The sequence below is a fragment of the Cellulomonas sp. NTE-D12 genome, assembly GCF_027923705.1.
Lineage (GTDB): Bacteria > Actinomycetota > Actinomycetes > Actinomycetales > Cellulomonadaceae > Cellulomonas.
Window position 1 is genome coordinate 1,023,791 of sequence record NZ_AP026442.1, and the last position, 15,641, is coordinate 1,039,431.

Consider the following 15,641-nt stretch of genomic DNA (forward strand, 5'->3'; position numbering starts at 1 on the left):
CCGACCCCGGCCGCCGTAGAATCGCGCGACGCGGGAGAGCAGCCCCGCCACCCAGGGGGAGTGCATGACGAACGGGACCGACAGCGACTCCGTGCCGGTCGCCGATCCCACGCCGGGCGGTGATGGTGACGGCACCCGCTGGCCCACCTGGTCCGACATCAGCCGGCTGCACCACATCCCCTCGGCGCACCAGGGTGGCGACGGCCCGAGCACGCCGCGGGACGAGGCGGAGGCGACCCCGGTCGCTGAGACCCCGGAGCAGGCGCCGGAGGACGCCCCGGATGCGCGGGACGTCGTCGAGGGGACCGAACCACTCGACCGGATCCCCGGATCGGCGCCGGCCGAGCCGGTGGCCCCCGCTGAGAACGTGCCACCCGCCGAGACGGTGACCGGCGGCGAGACGGTGACCGGCGGCGACGTCGAGCAGACCGGCACCGCGGTGGAGACCCGGAGCGCGACGGAGCCCGCGCAGGCGGCCGACGGCGCCGACGCCCTGCCGGTCCCGCCGAGGACGCCTGACGGCCCTGTCGCCCCCGACGCCGCGGTTGCCGCCGACGCGCCGATCGCCCCCGACGCCCCGGTTGCCGCCGACCGGCCGGTGGCCCAGGACGCCCCGGTTGCCGACGGCACTGCTGAGCCGGTCACCGGTCCCCGCGAACCGACGGTCGAGACGGCCTCCGGTGGCTCGCCGGCCCCAGTCGATCCGCCTGTCGGCGCCCGTGCCGACGCGCCGGCGGTCCCCACGACCGCCGCCGAGCCAGCCGTCGCGGCCCCGGCCGTCTCTGCGGAGCCCACGGCTGCCACGGCGATCCCCTCGCGGACCAGCGCCTTCCCGGCGACCGCGGCCGGCGGCTCGTCGTCCCCGCACGTCCGGGCCGGCGCGGTTCCGGTCGTGAACCGAGAGACCTCCGTGCTCGACGACTTCGAGCCGGACGACGGCCGCCGTCGCTGGCCGCGCCAGCTGGCCGTCGTGCTCGGCATCGTCGTCGTGCTCGTCGGTGCGTACGCCGGTGCCTGCTACGCGCTCGGCCACCGGGTGCCGCGCGGGGCCACGGTCGCCGGGGTGGACATCGGCGGCCTGACCGAGACGGCGGCGGTGGACCGGCTGACTGGCCGCCTCGGCCCGGTCACCACTGGTTCGCTGGCCGTCGCGGCCGGCACCCAGCAGTCGCAGCTGGACCCCGCGCACGCCGGCCTGACGTTCGACGCTGCGGCGACCGTCCGGCGGCTGGTCGGCGTCGACCTGCTGCAGCCGGTCCGCCTCTGGAACCAGGTGGTCGGGGTGGGCGCCCAGCCCGCCGTCACCGCGGTCGACGCCGGCGCCCTGCACACCGCGGTCCAGCACCTGGCCGACTCGCTCCAGGTGGCGCCCGTCAACGGTTCGATCGTCTTCGCCGACGGCACCGCCCACGCCACCCCGGCGCAGGACGGCACCGACCTGGACGTCCCCGGCGCCGAGAAGACGATCCGGGACGGCTGGCTGGTCGGCGCACGACCTCTCGTGCTGCCGACCAGGTCGGTCGCACCGGACATCACCCAGGCCGAGACGGACGCGGCGCTCACCGAGGTCGCGCAGCGTGTCGCCGGTGCACCTGTGACGGTGACCGTCGCGGACCGGACGGTCAGCCTGCCCGCGAGCACCCTGGTCGCCAACGCGTCCTTCGTCGCCCAGGACGGCAAGCTGGTGCTGCAGCTCAACGGCCCCGCCCTGGTCGCCGCGGTGCTGGCGCAGACGCCGGGGCTGGTGACGCCGGCGTCGGACGCGCGCTTCGACTTCCAGAACGACGCCCCCGTGCTCGTCCCGGGGACCCCCGGCACGACGATCGACCCCAACGCCCTCGCGGCGGCGGTCGCCACGGCCGCGTCGTCCCCGACCCAGCGCACCGCCACCGTGTCGCTGGTGCCGTCGGACCCGGCGCAGAGCACGGCGGCGCTGCAGGCCCTCGGCATCAAGGAGATCGTCTCCGAGTTCGCGACGCCGCTGACCAGCGAGCCCCACCGCACGGTGAACATCACCGTCGGCGCGAGCAAGATCAACGGCGTGCTGGTGCGGCCCGGCGACACGTTCAGCCTCGGGACCGCGCTGAGCCCCATCGACGCCGCGCACGGCTACATCGACGCCGGCGCGATCGTCGACGGCGACCACGTCCAGGCCCTGGGCGGTGGGCTGTCGCAGGTCTCGACCACCACCTACAACGCCGCCTTCTTCGCGGGGTTCGAGGACGTGGCGCACACCCCGCACTCGGAGTGGTTCACGCGGTACCCGGAGGGTCGCGAGGCGACGATCTTCGTGCCGACGCTGGACATGAAGTGGAAGAACAACACGCCGTACGGCGCCCTCATCCAGGCCTGGGTGGCGGACAACCAGGTGCACGTGCGGATCTGGGGCACCAAGTACTGGACCGTCACGTCCACGACCAGCCCCCGGTCGAACGTGCACGCCCCGACGACCGTCTACTCCCAGTCGCCGACGTGCACGCCCCAGTCGGCGGGGAACCCGGGGTTCACCGTGACCGTGACGCGACAGCTGTCGCTGAACGGCGAGGTGAAGCAGTCGACGTCCCGGACCACCACCTACAAGGCGCAGGACACGATCATCTGCGGCCCTGCCCCGAGCGGGGCCTCACCGAGCCCGACGTCCTGACACCGGACACCGGACGGCAGCCTGGCGCTAGAGGGAGCGGGGCCGGCGACGCGGCGGTGCGGGCGGCACCACCTTGGTCAGCGCGATCGCACGTGCCGGGACGTGCACGTCACCGCGGCGGGTGCGGACCAGCACGCCCTCGTCGTCGACCTTCAGCAGGTCTCCCAGGACGTCCGTGTACCGGGGCTCACCAGGCGCGGGGCTGTCGTCGCGGAGTCGGCGCACCACCACGCGGATGCCCGGAGCCCACTCCCGCCAGCCGTCGTGGGTCACGCGGCGTCCCCGTCATGTGGACCGTGACCGGCCGGCAGGGGCATGTGAGCGATACTAGGCACGACTGATCCGGCGCCGGCACCCCGCCTGTCGCGCACCCGTGGAGGAGCACCGTGACGTACGTCATCGCCGAGCCCTGTGTCGACGTCAAGGACAAGGCGTGCATCGACGAGTGTCCTGTCGACTGCATCTACGAAGGGCGTCGTTCGCTCTACATCCACCCCGACGAGTGCGTGGACTGCGGCGCGTGCGAGCCGGTGTGCCCGGTCGAGGCGATCTACTACGAGGACGACGTCCCGGAGCAGTGGGCCACGTACTACCAGGCCAACGTCGAGTTCTTCGACGACCTGGGCTCGCCCGGCGGTGCCGCCAAGATGGGCCAGATCGACAAGGACCACCCGATCATCGCCACGCTGCCGCTGCGCATCAACGGCGAGTGACGTCCCCGTGGGACTGCTGACCGGCACCCTCCCGGACTTCCCCTGGGACACCCTGGCACCGGCGGCCGCCCGTGCTGCTGCGCACCCCGGCGGCATCGTCGACCTGTCCGTCGGCACACCCGTCGACCCGACGCCGGCCCTCGTGCGCGAGGCCCTCGCTGCCGCGGCCGACTCACCGGGGTACCCGACGACCCATGGCACCGGCGAGCTGCGCGAGGCGGTGTCGCGGTGGTTCGCCCGGCGTCGGCACGTGCCGCACCTCGACCCCACGGCGGTGCTGCCGACCGTCGGGTCCAAGGAGCTGGTGGCGCTGCTGCCGTCCCTCCTCGGGATCGGCCCGGGCGACGTGGTGCTGCACCCGGCGGTGGCGTACCCGACGTACGACGTCGGCGCCCGGCTGGCCGGTGCGACCCCGGAGCCGTGCGCCGACCCGGCCGCCCGGCTGGCCGCGGACGGCGCGGGTGCGGTGCGGCTCGTCTGGCTGAACTCGCCGGGCAACCCGGACGGCTCCGTGCTCGGCGTCTCGCAGCTGCATGCCGTGGTGGCGGCCGCACGGGAGGCGTCGGCCCGGCACGGGAAACCGGTCGTCATCGCGTCCGACGAGTGCTACGCCGAGCTCGCGTGGGACGCGCCCTGGGACGCCGAGGGTGTGCCGAGCCTGCTCGACCCGCGGGTGTGCGACGGCGACCACTCCGGTCTGCTGGCCGCCTACTCGCTCTCCAAGCAGTCGAACCTGGCGGGCTACCGGGCGGCGTTCGTCGCCGGTGACCTCGCGCTGGTGGGGGCGCTGCTGGAGGTCCGCAAGCACGCAGGCCTGATCGTGCCCGGGCCGGTGCAGGCGGCGATGACCGTGGCGCTGGACGACGACGCGCACGTGGCGGAGCAACGCGCTCGCTACGCACGTCGACGCCGGGTGCTGCGCGCGGCGCTCGAGGAGGCCGGGTACGCGGTGGACCGTTCGGCGGCCGGCCTCTACCTGTGGACCCGCCCGGCGGCCGGTGGGCAGGACTCGTGGGCGACCGTGGACGACCTGGCCGGCCTGGGCATCTTGGTGGCGCCCGGTGCGTTCTACGGGACGGCGGGAAGCGGCCACGTGCGCATCGCTCTGACGGCGTCGGACGAGCGCATCGGCGAGGCCGCGGCTCGTCTGACAGGGGCATGACGGACCGTGTGAGTCGCGTCACACATGGGACGAACGTCCGCCGGACGTTGGTCGTGTGACGAATTCGGCGGGTACTGTCACGCCACATCCTGCGGGGCCCTCACCACTGGCCCCGCCCGCTGAGGTACGCGACGATGCGGCTCATCCGGCCGGTGCAGGAAGGACGAACATGACGGAGACCCTCTCGGCGCCCACGCAGGCGCCGGTCCAGCTGGTGGTGGACGGCCAGGCCCGTGACCTGCCGATCGTCACCGCGACCGAGGGCAACGACGGCATCGTCGTCTCCTCGCTGCTGCGCGACACCGGCCTGGTGACCGTCGACCCCGGCTTCATGAACACCGCGTCGTGCGAGTCGAAGATCACCTACATCGACGGCGATGCGGGCATCCTGCGCTACCGCGGCTACCCGATCGACCAGCTCGCGGAGAGCTCCAGCTTCCTCGAGGTGGCGTACCTGCTGATCCACGGGGAGCTGCCGTCGCCGAGCGAGCTCGACGGCTTCGTCGAGCGCGTGAACCGGCACACGCTGGTGCACGAGGACTTCCGCACCTTCATGGGGACGTTCCCGCGCGGTGCGCACCCGATGGCCGTGATGGCCTCGGCGGTCAACGCGCTGTCGACCTTCTACCCCGAGTCGCTGGACCCGTTCGACCCCGAGGCGGTCGAGCTGGCCACGGTGCTGATCCTGGCCAAGACCCGCACCATCACGTCGTACGTGTACCGGGCGTCCAAGGGTGAGCCGCTGCTGTACCCCGACTACTCGCGGGGCTACGTCGAGGACTTCCTCCGCATGGCGTTCGCGGTGCCGTACCAGCAGTGGGCACCGAACCCGGTCGCCGTGAAGGCGCTCGACAAGCTGCTGATCCTGCACGCCGACCACGAGCAGAACTGCTCCACGTCGACCGTGCGGATCGTCGGCTCGAGCCACGCCAACGTGTACGCGTCGGTGGCGGCGGGCATCAACGCCCTCTCCGGACCGCTGCACGGCGGCGCCAACGAGGCCGTGCTCAAGATGCTCGTGGAGATCCAGAAGAACGGTGGCGACGCCACCTCGTTCATGCGGCGGGTCAAGGACAAGGAGGCCGGCGTCCGGCTGATGGGCTTCGGGCACCGCGTCTACAAGAACTACGACCCGCGTGCGGCGATCGTGAAGCAGAGCGCGCACGACGTGCTGCAGGCGCTCGGCACGCAGGACGAGCTGCTGGACATCGCCCTCCGCCTGGAGGAGATCGCGCTGTCCGACGACTACTTCATCTCGCGCAAGCTGTACCCGAACGTGGACTTCTACACCGGCCTGATCTACAAGGCGATGGGGTTCACCGAGGACATGTTCACGCCGCTGTTCGCCCTCGGACGCATGCCCGGGTGGATCGCGCAGTGGCGGGAGATGATGAACGACCCGCAGACCAAGATCGGGCGGCCTCGGCAGATCTACACCGGTGCCGTCGAGCGGGACTACGTGCCGGTCGAGCAGCGCTGACCGGGGCACTCGTCGCCGCACCGGTCGCGCCGCGCCGCACGCGGGACGCGGGCTCGGCTGCGGGCCCCGGGGTCGGCGGAGCGCGACGGCCGTCAGACGGCGAGCGTCAGCCGCACCTGACCGGGCGGCAGCGCGCCGGTGGTGGTCGGGTGCCAGCCGTCGGTGCCGCGCTTCCACACCTGGTCGGCGACGGCCACCTGGTCGACACCGACGGTCCAGGCCGCCGCGACCGCCCACTGGGCGGTCGCCCACCCCGCGCGGGCCGCGTCACCGGCGACCAGCGGCGTCGCGTCGAGCGCCACGACCGGCGCCGGAGCCACGGCGTGCCCCGAGCCCGGAGCCGGCGCGGCGGGGACGACGGTTCCGCTCAGGCCGAGGTCCCGGGCCGCCCTGCCCAGCACCGCGTCGGTGGTCCCTGGCGTCCCCGCCGGCCGCAGCGTGCAGCTCAGGGCGGCCGGTGACCATCCGGTCAGCGAGGAGGCCCAGGCCCGGGACCGGTCCTCGTGCACCGCGTACGCGTCGGGGAGGGCCGAGCGCTGCACGGCCTGGGCCGCCTCGGTGATCGGCAGGTTCTGGTAGTCGGGCACCTTCACCAGCCGGTCGTAGAACGTCCCGGTCGCGTAGACGGGGTCCATCACCTGGGCGGCGGTGCCCCAGCCCTGGGAGGGGCGCTGCTGGAAGAGCCCGAGCGAGTCCCGGTCGCCGTGGTCGAGGTTGATCAGGCCGGACTCCTGCAACGCCGTCGCCAGGGCGATCGTCGCCGCACGTGCGGGGAGCCCACGACGGACCGCCACCGCGGCGATCACGGCGGCGTTGTCGGACTGCTGCGGGCTCAGCCTGGCCGTGACGCCGTTGACCTCGGCGACACAGCTCTCCGCGACGGGTGGTCGGGGTGCCGCGTGGTCGAGCAGCGTCACGACCCCGGCCACCGCGGCGGCGACGAGCAGCAGCGACCCGACGACGGTGGCGAGGACGCGCCGCCCCCGCCGACGTCGCGGAGATCGACGCCCGGGGCGTCGGCCTGGCATCAGTTGGCGTGCAACGCCGCGTTGAGCTGCACGCCCACCCCGGTGCGCCGCACGGCCTCGACGGCCCCGGTGCGGGAGTTGCGACGGAACAGCACGCCGTCCGCACCGGACAGCTCGCGCGCCTTGACGACCTGGTGGCCGGGCTCGTCGTCGAACCCGACCAGCGTCACCTTGGTGCCCGCCGTGACGTAGAGCCCGGCCTCCACGACGCAGTCGTCGCCGAGCCGGATGCCGAGACCGGCGTTCGCGCCGAGCAGCGTCCGCCGCCCGATCGACACCCGCTCACGGCCACCGCCGGACAGGGTGCCCATGATCGACGCGCCACCGCCGACGTCCGAGCCGTCGTCCACGACGACGCCCTGCGAGATGCGGCCCTCGACCATGGAGACGCCGAGAGTGCCGGCGTTGTAGTTGACGAAGCCCTCGTGCATCACGGTGGTGCCGGGTGCGAGGTGCGCGCCCAGCCGCACGCGGTCCGCATCGGCGATCCGGACCCCGTCGGGGACGACGTAGTCGACCATCCGGGGGAACTTGTCCACGCCCAGGACCGTCACCGCACCGCGGGCGCGCAGGCGCAGGCGTGTCCGCTCGAAACCCTCGACGGCGCACGGGCCCGCCGAGGTCCAGACCACCGTGGGGAGCACGCCGAAGATGCCGTCGAGGTTCTGCTCGTTGGGCCGGACCAGGCGGTGCGAGAGCAGGTGCAGCCGCAGGTAGGCGTCGGCGCAGTCGGCGGGTGCGGCGTCGAGGTCGATCGACGTGGTCACCGCGACGACCGTCACGCCGCGCAGCGGGTCGTGGCCCGTCGCGGCCGCCAGCTCGGCGGGTGGCTCGGGATCGGCGGGCGGTGCGCCGAGCGCAGGCGCCGGGTACCAGACGTCCAGGGTGGTGCCGTCGTCGGCGACCGTGGCGAGGCCGTGGCCCCAGGCGGTGCGGGAGGACATGGCCGCCAGCCTAGGGCCGGGACCTAGGCCCGTTCGGCGGGCGTCCGGACAGTGTCTAGGGTGTGCTCGGCACGGGTGCCTGCCCGGTTCCGTGCCCCGGGCCGCCAGCTCCCCCGAAAGGGGCCCTGGCCTGCATCGAAGGGCAAGTGACGTGGCTGATCCCCGAGGGTTCCTCACCGTGCGGCAGCGAGCTCTGCCCGCCGACCGGCCCGTCGACGTCCGCATCCTGGACTGGCGCGAGATCCACGCGCACCGCGCAGGGGACCGGGACGCGCTCGCCACGCTGCACCAGCAGGCCGGCAGGTGCATGGACTGCGGCATCCCGTTCTGCCACAACGGCTGCCCGCTGGGGAACCTCGTCCCGGAGTGGAACGACCTGGTGTGGCGCGACCAGTGGGCCGACGCGACGGACCGGCTGCTGGCCACCAACAACTTCCCGGAGTTCACCGGTCGGCTCTGCCCGGCACCCTGCGAGACGGCCTGCGTGCTCGGCATCAACCAGCCGCCCGTCACCATCAAGAACGTCGAGGTCTCCATCATCGAGGAGGCCTACTCCCGCGGCCTGGTCACGCCGCAGGTGCCGCGCTGGTACACCGGGCACACGGTCGCGGTGATCGGCTCGGGACCCGCGGGCCTCGCCGCCGCCCAGCAGCTGACCCGGGCCGGTCACACCGTGGCGGTGTACGAGCGGGCGGACAAGCCGGGCGGCCTGCTCCGCTACGGCATCCCCGAGTTCAAGATGGAGAAGGACGTCATCGACCGTCGCCTCGCGCTGATGCGCGAGGAGGGGACCCGGTTCCACTCGGGTGTCGAGGTCGGCACCGACGTGTCCGGGGTGGAGCTGCGCGCCCGGTACGACGCGGTGGTCCTCGCGGTCGGCTCGACCGTCCCGCGGGACCTCGACGTACCCGGCCGCCAGGTGAGTGGCGTGCTGCAGGCGATGGAGTACCTCCCCCCGGCCAACCGGGCGGCGCTCGGCGAGGACGTGCCGGGCCAGGTGACCGCGACGGGCAAGGACGTCGTGGTGATCGGGGGCGGCGACACGGGTGCGGACTGCCTGGGCACCGCGATCCGGCAGGGTGCCCGCTCGGTGACGCAGCTCGAGATCATGCCGCGGCCGCCGCAGGACCGGCCCGCCGGCCAGCCGTGGCCGACGTACCCGAACCTGTTCCGCGTCGCGAGCGCCCACGAGGAGGGTGGCGAGCGCGTCTACGCGGTCAGCACGCAGGAGGTGCTGGCGGACGGCCAGGGCGCGGTGCGCGCGCTGCGGCTGGTGGACGTCGAGCTGGTGGACGGACGGATCGCCCAGGTTCCGGGCACGGAGCGCGACCTGCCGGCCCAGCTGGTGCTCCTGGCGATGGGTTTCACCGGGCCCGAGCGGAGCCCGCTGCTGGAGCAGCTCGGCGTGACGCTGACGGGCCGCGGCACGCTGGCGCGCGACGACGAGTTCGCGACGGACGTGCCCGGGGTGTTCGTCGCCGGGGACGCCGGCCGTGGCCAGTCGCTGATCGTGTGGGCCATCGCCGAGGGCCGTGCGGCGGCCCGCGCCGTCGACGCGTACCTGTCGGGGACCGGCACCAGCGAGCTGCCGGCACCGATCCGGGCCAGCACCGCGAGCCTGCGCCTCTGAGCCGTCGTCGGGGGGTCGTCGGTCTCCGGCGTCCCACATCGTGAGAACCAGCGGCCTTGCACGACGTCGTGCCGGCGCTGAACCTGGACGCCTGTCCATGCAGGTCAGACGCCTGATACGTCCGTTCTGACCGTTCTTTCGTGACGTGCTTCACGTCGTCTCGGGTAGACATGCCCGGTTTGCCGCCCCATGGTCGAGACACGCAAGTGCGGGCGCTGCAGGGCCATCCAGGTCGCAGCGAGACCGTCCTCGAGCCTTCGAGGGCAGGTCGTCCGCCGACCGGCGCCGACGACGCCGCCCATCCGCGAAGGAGTCTCTCCTTCGCGGCCTGGACGACGACGATGGAGGACCGGTGACCACGACCTTCGGGCGGCTGATGAGCGAGCCGCGCGCGACGGACGAGCCGTACGAGGTTCCTGCCCCGAGCGCCGAGAACGACGCGGCACGGAGCCCGTCGCTGGTGCTGCTCGTGCTGGCGGCCGCGGCGGGCGTCGTCCTGTACGCCGTCTTCCTGCTGAACCCGTCCAACCGCGGCGACTGGCTGCCGTACGTGATGGTGATGGCGGCCGAGGCGGTGCTCGTCGCGCACGCCCTGCTGGCGATGTGGACGATCCTCGCCGGCGGCGACAACCCCCGGAACTTCGCGTTCCACCATGCCCAGGACCGCCTGTACGAGATGGCGGAGATCGTCCGTGACCGCATGGAGGACGCGCCCTGGGCGTGGCGGATGTTCCTCAAGGACCGCGTGGTGGACGTGGACGTCTTCATCACCACCTTCGGCGAGGACCTCGGCACCATCCGCCGCACGGTCAGCGCGGCGATGGCGATGCAGGGCGCGCACGTCGTCTGGGTGCTCGACGACGGCGACGACGACGACGTCCGCGACCTCGCAGCCGAGCTCGGCGCCCGCTACGTGCGCCGGCTCGCCCATACCGGCGCCAAGGCCGGGAACATCAACCACGCGCTGTCGCTGAGCAGGGCGGAGCTGTTCGCGATCTTCGACGCCGACTTCGTGCCGGACCCGTCGTTCCTGCACGAGACGGTGCCCTTCTTCGCGGAGGACGACGTCGCGTTCGTCCAGACCCCGCAGGTGTACGGCAACCTCGACTCGATCATCTCCCGCGGTGCGGGCTACATGCAGTCGGTGTTCTACCGGTTCATCCAGCCGGGCCGGAACCGCTTCAACGCCGCGTTCTGCGTGGGCACCAACGTCGTGTTCCGCCGCGCCGCGATCGACTCCGTGGGCGGCATGTACGCCGACTCGAAGTCCGAGGACGTGTGGACCTCGTTGCGCTTGCACGAGCGCGGGTGGCGGTCCGTCTACATCCCCACGGCGCTCGCCGTCGGCGACACACCCGAGACCGTCGAGGCGTACACCAAGCAGCAGCTGCGGTGGGCGACGGGCGGGTTCGAGATCATGCTGCAGCGCTGGCCGTGGCGGCGCGGTCGCGGCCTGACGGTGGACCAGAAGGTCCAGTACACCGTCACCGCGACCCACTACCTGACGGGCATCGCGCCGGCGCTCCTGCTGCTGGTGCCGCCGCTGCAGATCTACTTCGACATGACGCCGATGAACCTGCACCTGACGCCCCTGACCTGGGCGTTGTACTACGCGGGCTTCTACGTGCTGCAGGTGCTGCTCGCCTTCTACACCCTCGGCTCGTTCCGCTGGGAGGTGCTGCTGCTGGCCTCCGTGTCCTTCCCGATCTACCTGCGGGCCCTGGTCAACGCGCTGCTGCGCCGTGAGCAGGTGTGGCACGTCACGGGCAAGAAGGGCGCGTACCGCTCGCCCTTCGCCTTCATCCAGCCGCAGGTGCTGATGTTCGTGCTGTTGGCCGTCACCACCGTGGTGGGCGTCTGGAAGGACGTCAGCAACGGCTACCCGAGCCTGGCGCTCGCCTGGAACATCACCAACACCCTGATCCTCGGTGGCTTCCTCGTCACCGCCCTGCGCGAGGCGCGCCGCGCCCGTCGCGCCGCCCGGCTCGCCCGCCGCAGCGGTCGCCGTGCCGTCCGCGCCGCCGCGCAGCAGAACCCCGACCTGATCCTCACCGGAGGTGCCGCATGACCTGGGCTTCCCGCCTGCGACTCCTGTTCGGCGTCGTGCTCGTCCTCGTCCTGGCCGCACTGGCCACCTACAAGCTCAACGAGAACCGCGGGCGTGCCACGAGCACGTCGGCGCAGATCGTCGGGCAGGAGATCGCCGTCGGCGCTCCGTACGCCGGCATCGTGCTGGACCGGCCCGTCAAGGTCGGCGACCAGGTGCACAAGGGGGACACCCTGTTCACCATCGACTCCGCGACGCTGTCGCAGGCCCGTGCGCAGGGCGCCGGTCAGGTGCCGGACGCGACCGTCGTGGACAAGGCAGGCCACCTGGTGGTGCAGGCCGCCGAGGACGGCACGGTGACGCAGCTCCAGGCCCAGCCCGGCAGCTTCGTCCAGGCCGGCGGCCAGCTGGGCACGGTGCAGCGCGCCGGCAGCCTGACCGTGGAGGCGCAGTACACGCTCACCCCCAAGGAGTACGCGCGGGTCAGCAAGCAGGAGCCGGTGACCATCGTGCTGCCGGACCAGCGCACGGTCGTCGGCTCCGTGGACCAGGTGCGCGTCACCACGGTGAACGGCAAGGCGCAGGCGGTGGTCGACGTGACCAGCCCCGGCCTGGCGTCCGGCGCCGGTGACGGGATGGTGACGGCCGGGACCCCGGTCGTCGCCCAGCTCCAGCTGCGCAACGACGGGGTGGTGACCACCGTCGCCGACAAGGTCCGCACCTACGTCCAGGGGCTGATCGGTTGAGCCGCCGCGTCATCGTCATCGTCAGCTCCGTCGCCGCCGTCGTGCTGATGGCCGCCATCGCCCTCGGCCTGTCGTCCTGGGGCCCGCGCGGCGCTCGGCTCGGTGCGGCGTCGTCCTCCGGCGGGCCCTCGGGCCCGGTCCAGGGGCCGGCCGACGCGCCGGTGCCCCAGGTGGACACCGCTGCCCTGGTGAAGGGGGTGCCGCACGCGACCGTCGCGCAGGGCGTGACCGCACCGCGGCTGGCTCCCGGCCTGGTGCCGCCGTCCAACCGGTGGTACTCCGGGCTCGTCTTCGGCGCCCAGCCGCAGCCGGTGTTCCCGCTCCCGTTGTCGTTCGCCCTGGCTGGCGGCGGCTTCCAGCTCGGCGCGCCCAAGCCGGTGGCCACCGCGAAGACGATCGCCGGACCGCACGTCCCGGCCGTGACGGTCGACGTGGGTGCCGCGTCGTCCCAGGTGATCGCCGCCGACCCGGTGAGCGTGACCGTCGCGCTGCTGGACGGCAGCGGCGCCCGGCTGGGGCACGTCGCGCTGGCCGAGGGGTCCCCGTTCGCGTCGTTCACCGCCGACCGCGCGGTCTCGTTCGGTGCCGGCGCCGGCTTCGCGGCCGGTGACGGTCCTGCGCCGACGGTCACCGTCGGCGACACCACCTGGGCGCTGGTCGTGCCGGGCGGCGCCCTGCACGGCTCGTCGGTCACGCTGCAGCCCGGGCAGACGGCGACGTGGTACCCCCTGCCGCACGGCGCGTCCGCGGAGGCCGCGACCGAGCTCGCCAGCGCCGCCGCCGACCCGGTCACCGGTGTCGACGTCTCCTACGGCGTGGGCGACCAGGTGGCCCGCACCACCCTGACCTACCGCACGGCCAAGAGCACACCCTCGGCCTACGTCCTGATGCCCCACCAGCGCACCGGCACCCAGCCGGCGCGCACGGGCTGCGACCTCGGCACCTACCCGAGCATCTACGGCGACCTCACGCTGTGCCGCGGCTCGGTGCTGACGGCGTACGCGCCGCTGGCGACGCCGTCCGGCTCCCTCGACCTGTCGCACCTGACCGCCGACCAGAAGGCGGCGATCGCCACGCAGGTGCGCGCCGACGTCGCCTCCACCGGCGCCTTCGCCTCCGACACCTACTTCGGCGGCAAGAACCTGTACCGCGCCGCGACGCTCGTCGTCCTCGGCGAGCAGGTCGGTGCCAAGGACGCGGTGGCGGACCTGCGCACCCGCACCGAGAAGGCGATCCAGGAGTGGGCGGACCCGAAGGGCTGCACCACCAGGGACGCGCGGTGCTTCGTGTACGACGACTCCGTCCGCTCGGTGATCGGCAAGACGCCGTCCTTCGGCTCCGACCAGCTGAACGACCACCACTTCCACTACGGCTACCTGCTGTCGGCCGCCGGGCTGCTCGCCAAGGGCGACCCGGGCTTGGCCGCCACGTTGCGCCCGGTGCTCGACCTGGTCGGGCAGGACATCGCGGCGGCGAAGCCCAGCGACCAGCTGCCGCAGCTGCGGGTGTTCGACCCCTACACGGGCCACTCGTGGGCGTCGGGCACCTCGCCCTTCGCGGACGGGAACAACCAGGAGTCCGGCTCCGAGGCGGTGAACGCCTGGAACGGTCTCGGCCTGTGGGCCGCGGCGAGCGGCCAGGACGCGCTCGGGACGGAGGCCACCTGGCTGATGTCCACGGAGGCCGCCTCGGTCCGCGCGTACTGGACGGCTCCGGACCTGTCGGCGTTCAGCGGGTTCCAGCACAAGGTGGTCGCCATGAACTGGGGCGGCAAGCGCGACTACGCCACGTGGTTCAGCCCGGAGCCCGGCGCGATGCTCGGCATCCAGCTGATCCCGATGAACCCGGCGTCCGGCTGGCTGGCCCAGGGGGTCGACCCGGCGCGGATCACGGCCGCCGTCGACGAGGCGGCACCGAACGGGTACGGCGTGCAGTTCGGCGACTACCTGCTCATGTACCGGTCGATGGCCGGCGGCAAGGAGGCGGCCGCCGCCTGGACCGCCGCCCAGCAGCTGCCGAACGCCTCGATCGACAACGCCAACTCCAAGGCCTACCTGCTGGCGTTCATCGCGGCGCACTCCCGCTGACCGGGGCCGCCGCGGTGCCACCGCCGGGAGTGGCTAGGGTCGCCCCGTGACCGACCTTGATCTCACGGCGGACCTGCTCACGCTGACCCGCGCCATCTGCGACGTCCCGTCGGTCAGCGGCGCGGAGGGGCCTCTGGCCGACCTCGTCGAACGGGCGCTGCGGGCGCAGCCGCACCTCGAGGTGCTCCGGGACGGCGACACCGTGGTGGCGCGCACGCGGCTGGGCCGGCCGCGGCGCGTCGCCGTCGCCGGGCACCTGGACACCGTGCCGGTCGCGGACAACGTCCCGAGCCACGTCGAGGGCTCCGGTGCCGACGCGGTGCTCTGGGGCCGCGGCACCGTGGACATGAAGGCCGGGGTCGCCGTCCAGCTCGCGCTCGCCGCCGAGCTCTCGGCACCGGTGCACGATGTCACGTGGGTCTTCTACGACCACGAGGAGGTCGCCGCCGACCTGAACGGTCTGGGCCGGGTCGCCGCGGCGCACCCGGACTGGCTGGCGGCGGACTTCGCGATCCTCGGCGAACCCACGGCGGGCGGCGTCGAGGGCGGCTGCAACGGCACGCTGCGGGCCGAGGTCGTCGTCCCGGGCGTCGCCGCCCACTCCGCCCGCGCCTGGATGGGTGTGAACGCGATCCATCGCGCCGGTGAGCTGCTCCGGCGCCTCGAGGCGTACCAGCCCGCCACCGTGACGGTCGACGGGCTGGAGTACAAGGAGGGCCTCAATGCCGTCCTCGTCTCCGGCGGCACGGCCGCCAACGTCATCCCGGACCGGTGCGTCGTCACGGTGAACTACCGGTTCGCCCCCACGCGCTCGGTGGCGGAGGCGGAGGCGCACGTGCGCGACGTGATGGCCGGCTACGACGTCACCGTCGTGGACGCCGCCGCGGGAGCGTTGCCTGGGCTCGACGAGCCGGCCGCCCGCGACTTCACGGCCGCCGTGCTCGGCGCCACGGGCCGCGCGCCGGTGGCGAAGCTCGGCTGGACGGACGTCGCGCGCTTCAGCGCGCTCGGGGTGCCGGCGGTCAACTTCGGCCCCGGCGACCCCCTGCTCGCGCACGCGCGCGACGAGCGTTGCCCGGTGGCCCAGATCGAGCAGGTGCACGCCGCGCTGCGGGCGTGGCTCGTCGGCTGACCCGCCAGGTCGCTCCAGGGTCGCGGCC

General features: G+C 73.2%; 12 protein-coding genes. 9 read left to right on the forward strand and 3 right to left on the reverse strand.

Annotated elements, in window-relative coordinates; genetic code table 11:
- Positions 1–64 precede the first annotated feature (64 nt).
- Entirely contained in the window at positions 65–2,644 is a 2,580-nt protein-coding gene (locus tag QMF98_RS04700; protein WP_337974907.1) for a VanW family protein, read from the forward strand.
- Between the two features lie 27 nt (positions 2,645–2,671).
- Here the strand turns inward: QMF98_RS04700 and QMF98_RS04705 are convergent, their stop codons facing one another.
- Positions 2,672–2,917 carry a putative acetyltransferase gene (locus QMF98_RS04705; protein ID WP_337974908.1) on the reverse strand — a complete coding sequence of 82 codons (246 nt, stop codon included), beginning with the start codon at positions 2,915–2,917 and terminating at the stop codon, positions 2,672–2,674.
- Between the two features lie 113 nt (positions 2,918–3,030).
- Between QMF98_RS04705 and fdxA the strand changes: the two genes are divergently transcribed.
- From fdxA to QMF98_RS04720, 3 genes are all read left to right on the forward strand, one after another.
- Positions 3,031–3,357 (forward strand): ferredoxin, encoded by a 327-nt coding sequence (fdxA, locus tag QMF98_RS04710; RefSeq protein ID WP_263731699.1) that lies wholly within the window; start codon positions 3,031–3,033, stop codon positions 3,355–3,357.
- Positions 3,358–3,364: 7 nt separating this feature from the next.
- Positions 3,365–4,519: a succinyldiaminopimelate transaminase gene (gene dapC / locus QMF98_RS04715; protein ID WP_337974909.1), complete on the forward strand. Its 1,155-nt coding sequence runs from the start codon at positions 3,365–3,367 to the stop codon at positions 4,517–4,519.
- 169 nt (positions 4,520–4,688) lie between these two features.
- A complete protein-coding gene (locus QMF98_RS04720; protein WP_291763202.1) occupies positions 4,689–5,999 on the forward strand; it encodes a citrate synthase in 1,311 nt (436 codons plus the stop codon).
- 92 nt (positions 6,000–6,091) lie between these two features.
- On the opposite strand, the gene QMF98_RS04725 is transcribed toward QMF98_RS04720, so the two are convergent.
- Both QMF98_RS04725 and dapD read right to left on the reverse strand, forming a co-directional pair.
- Positions 6,092–7,027 carry a hypothetical protein gene (locus tag QMF98_RS04725; RefSeq protein ID WP_337974910.1) on the reverse strand — a complete coding sequence of 312 codons (936 nt, stop codon included), beginning with the start codon at positions 7,025–7,027 and terminating at the stop codon, positions 6,092–6,094.
- Positions 7,027–7,971, reverse strand: coding sequence for a 2,3,4,5-tetrahydropyridine-2,6-dicarboxylate N-succinyltransferase (dapD, locus tag QMF98_RS04730; RefSeq protein WP_337974911.1), 945 nt, complete (start codon positions 7,969–7,971; stop codon positions 7,027–7,029). The genes QMF98_RS04725 and dapD overlap by 1 nt, the downstream gene beginning before the upstream one ends.
- Positions 7,972–8,122: 151 nt before the next feature.
- Here dapD and QMF98_RS04735 point away from each other — a divergent pair, with 151 nt between their 5' ends.
- The 5 genes from QMF98_RS04735 to dapE all read left to right on the forward strand — a co-directional run bounded on the left by QMF98_RS04735 (position 8,123) and on the right by dapE (position 15,613).
- The gene (locus QMF98_RS04735; protein ID WP_337974912.1) at positions 8,123–9,601 is read left to right on the forward strand and encodes a glutamate synthase subunit beta; all 1,479 of its coding nucleotides are present in this window, start codon (positions 8,123–8,125) and stop codon (positions 9,599–9,601) included.
- 352 nt (positions 9,602–9,953) lie between these two features.
- The gene (locus QMF98_RS04740) at positions 9,954–11,669 is read left to right on the forward strand and encodes a glycosyltransferase family 2 protein (protein ID WP_337974913.1); all 1,716 of its coding nucleotides are present in this window, start codon (positions 9,954–9,956) and stop codon (positions 11,667–11,669) included.
- Entirely contained in the window at positions 11,666–12,394 is a 729-nt protein-coding gene (locus QMF98_RS04745) for an efflux RND transporter periplasmic adaptor subunit (RefSeq protein WP_291763192.1), read from the forward strand. The genes QMF98_RS04740 and QMF98_RS04745 overlap by 4 nt, the downstream gene beginning before the upstream one ends.
- The gene (locus QMF98_RS04750; RefSeq protein ID WP_337974914.1) at positions 12,391–14,481 is read left to right on the forward strand and encodes a glycosyl hydrolase; all 2,091 of its coding nucleotides are present in this window, start codon (positions 12,391–12,393) and stop codon (positions 14,479–14,481) included. The genes QMF98_RS04745 and QMF98_RS04750 overlap by 4 nt, the downstream gene beginning before the upstream one ends.
- Before the next feature lie 46 nt (positions 14,482–14,527).
- On the forward strand, positions 14,528–15,613 hold the full coding sequence (gene dapE / locus QMF98_RS04755; RefSeq protein ID WP_337974915.1) for a succinyl-diaminopimelate desuccinylase: 1,086 nt from the start codon (positions 14,528–14,530) through the stop codon (positions 15,611–15,613).
- Positions 15,614–15,641: the final 28 nt, after the last annotated feature.

What these genes read in the sequence shown, in the direction of transcription:
- QMF98_RS04745 (WP_291763192.1), top strand. Translation starts at nt 11,666, where the DNA reads ATGACCTGGGCTTCCCGCCTGCGACTCCTGTTCGGCGTCGTGCTCGTC.
- QMF98_RS04700 (WP_337974907.1), top strand. Translation starts at nt 65, where the DNA reads ATGACGAACGGGACCGACAGCGACTCCGTGCCGGTCGCCGATCCCACG.
- QMF98_RS04725 (WP_337974910.1), bottom strand. Translation starts at nt 7,027, where the DNA reads ATGCCAGGCCGACGCCCCGGGCGTCGATCTCCGCGACGTCGGCGGGGG.
- QMF98_RS04720 (WP_291763202.1), top strand. Translation starts at nt 4,689, where the DNA reads ATGACGGAGACCCTCTCGGCGCCCACGCAGGCGCCGGTCCAGCTGGTG.
- dapD (WP_337974911.1), bottom strand. Translation starts at nt 7,971, where the DNA reads ATGTCCTCCCGCACCGCCTGGGGCCACGGCCTCGCCACGGTCGCCGAC.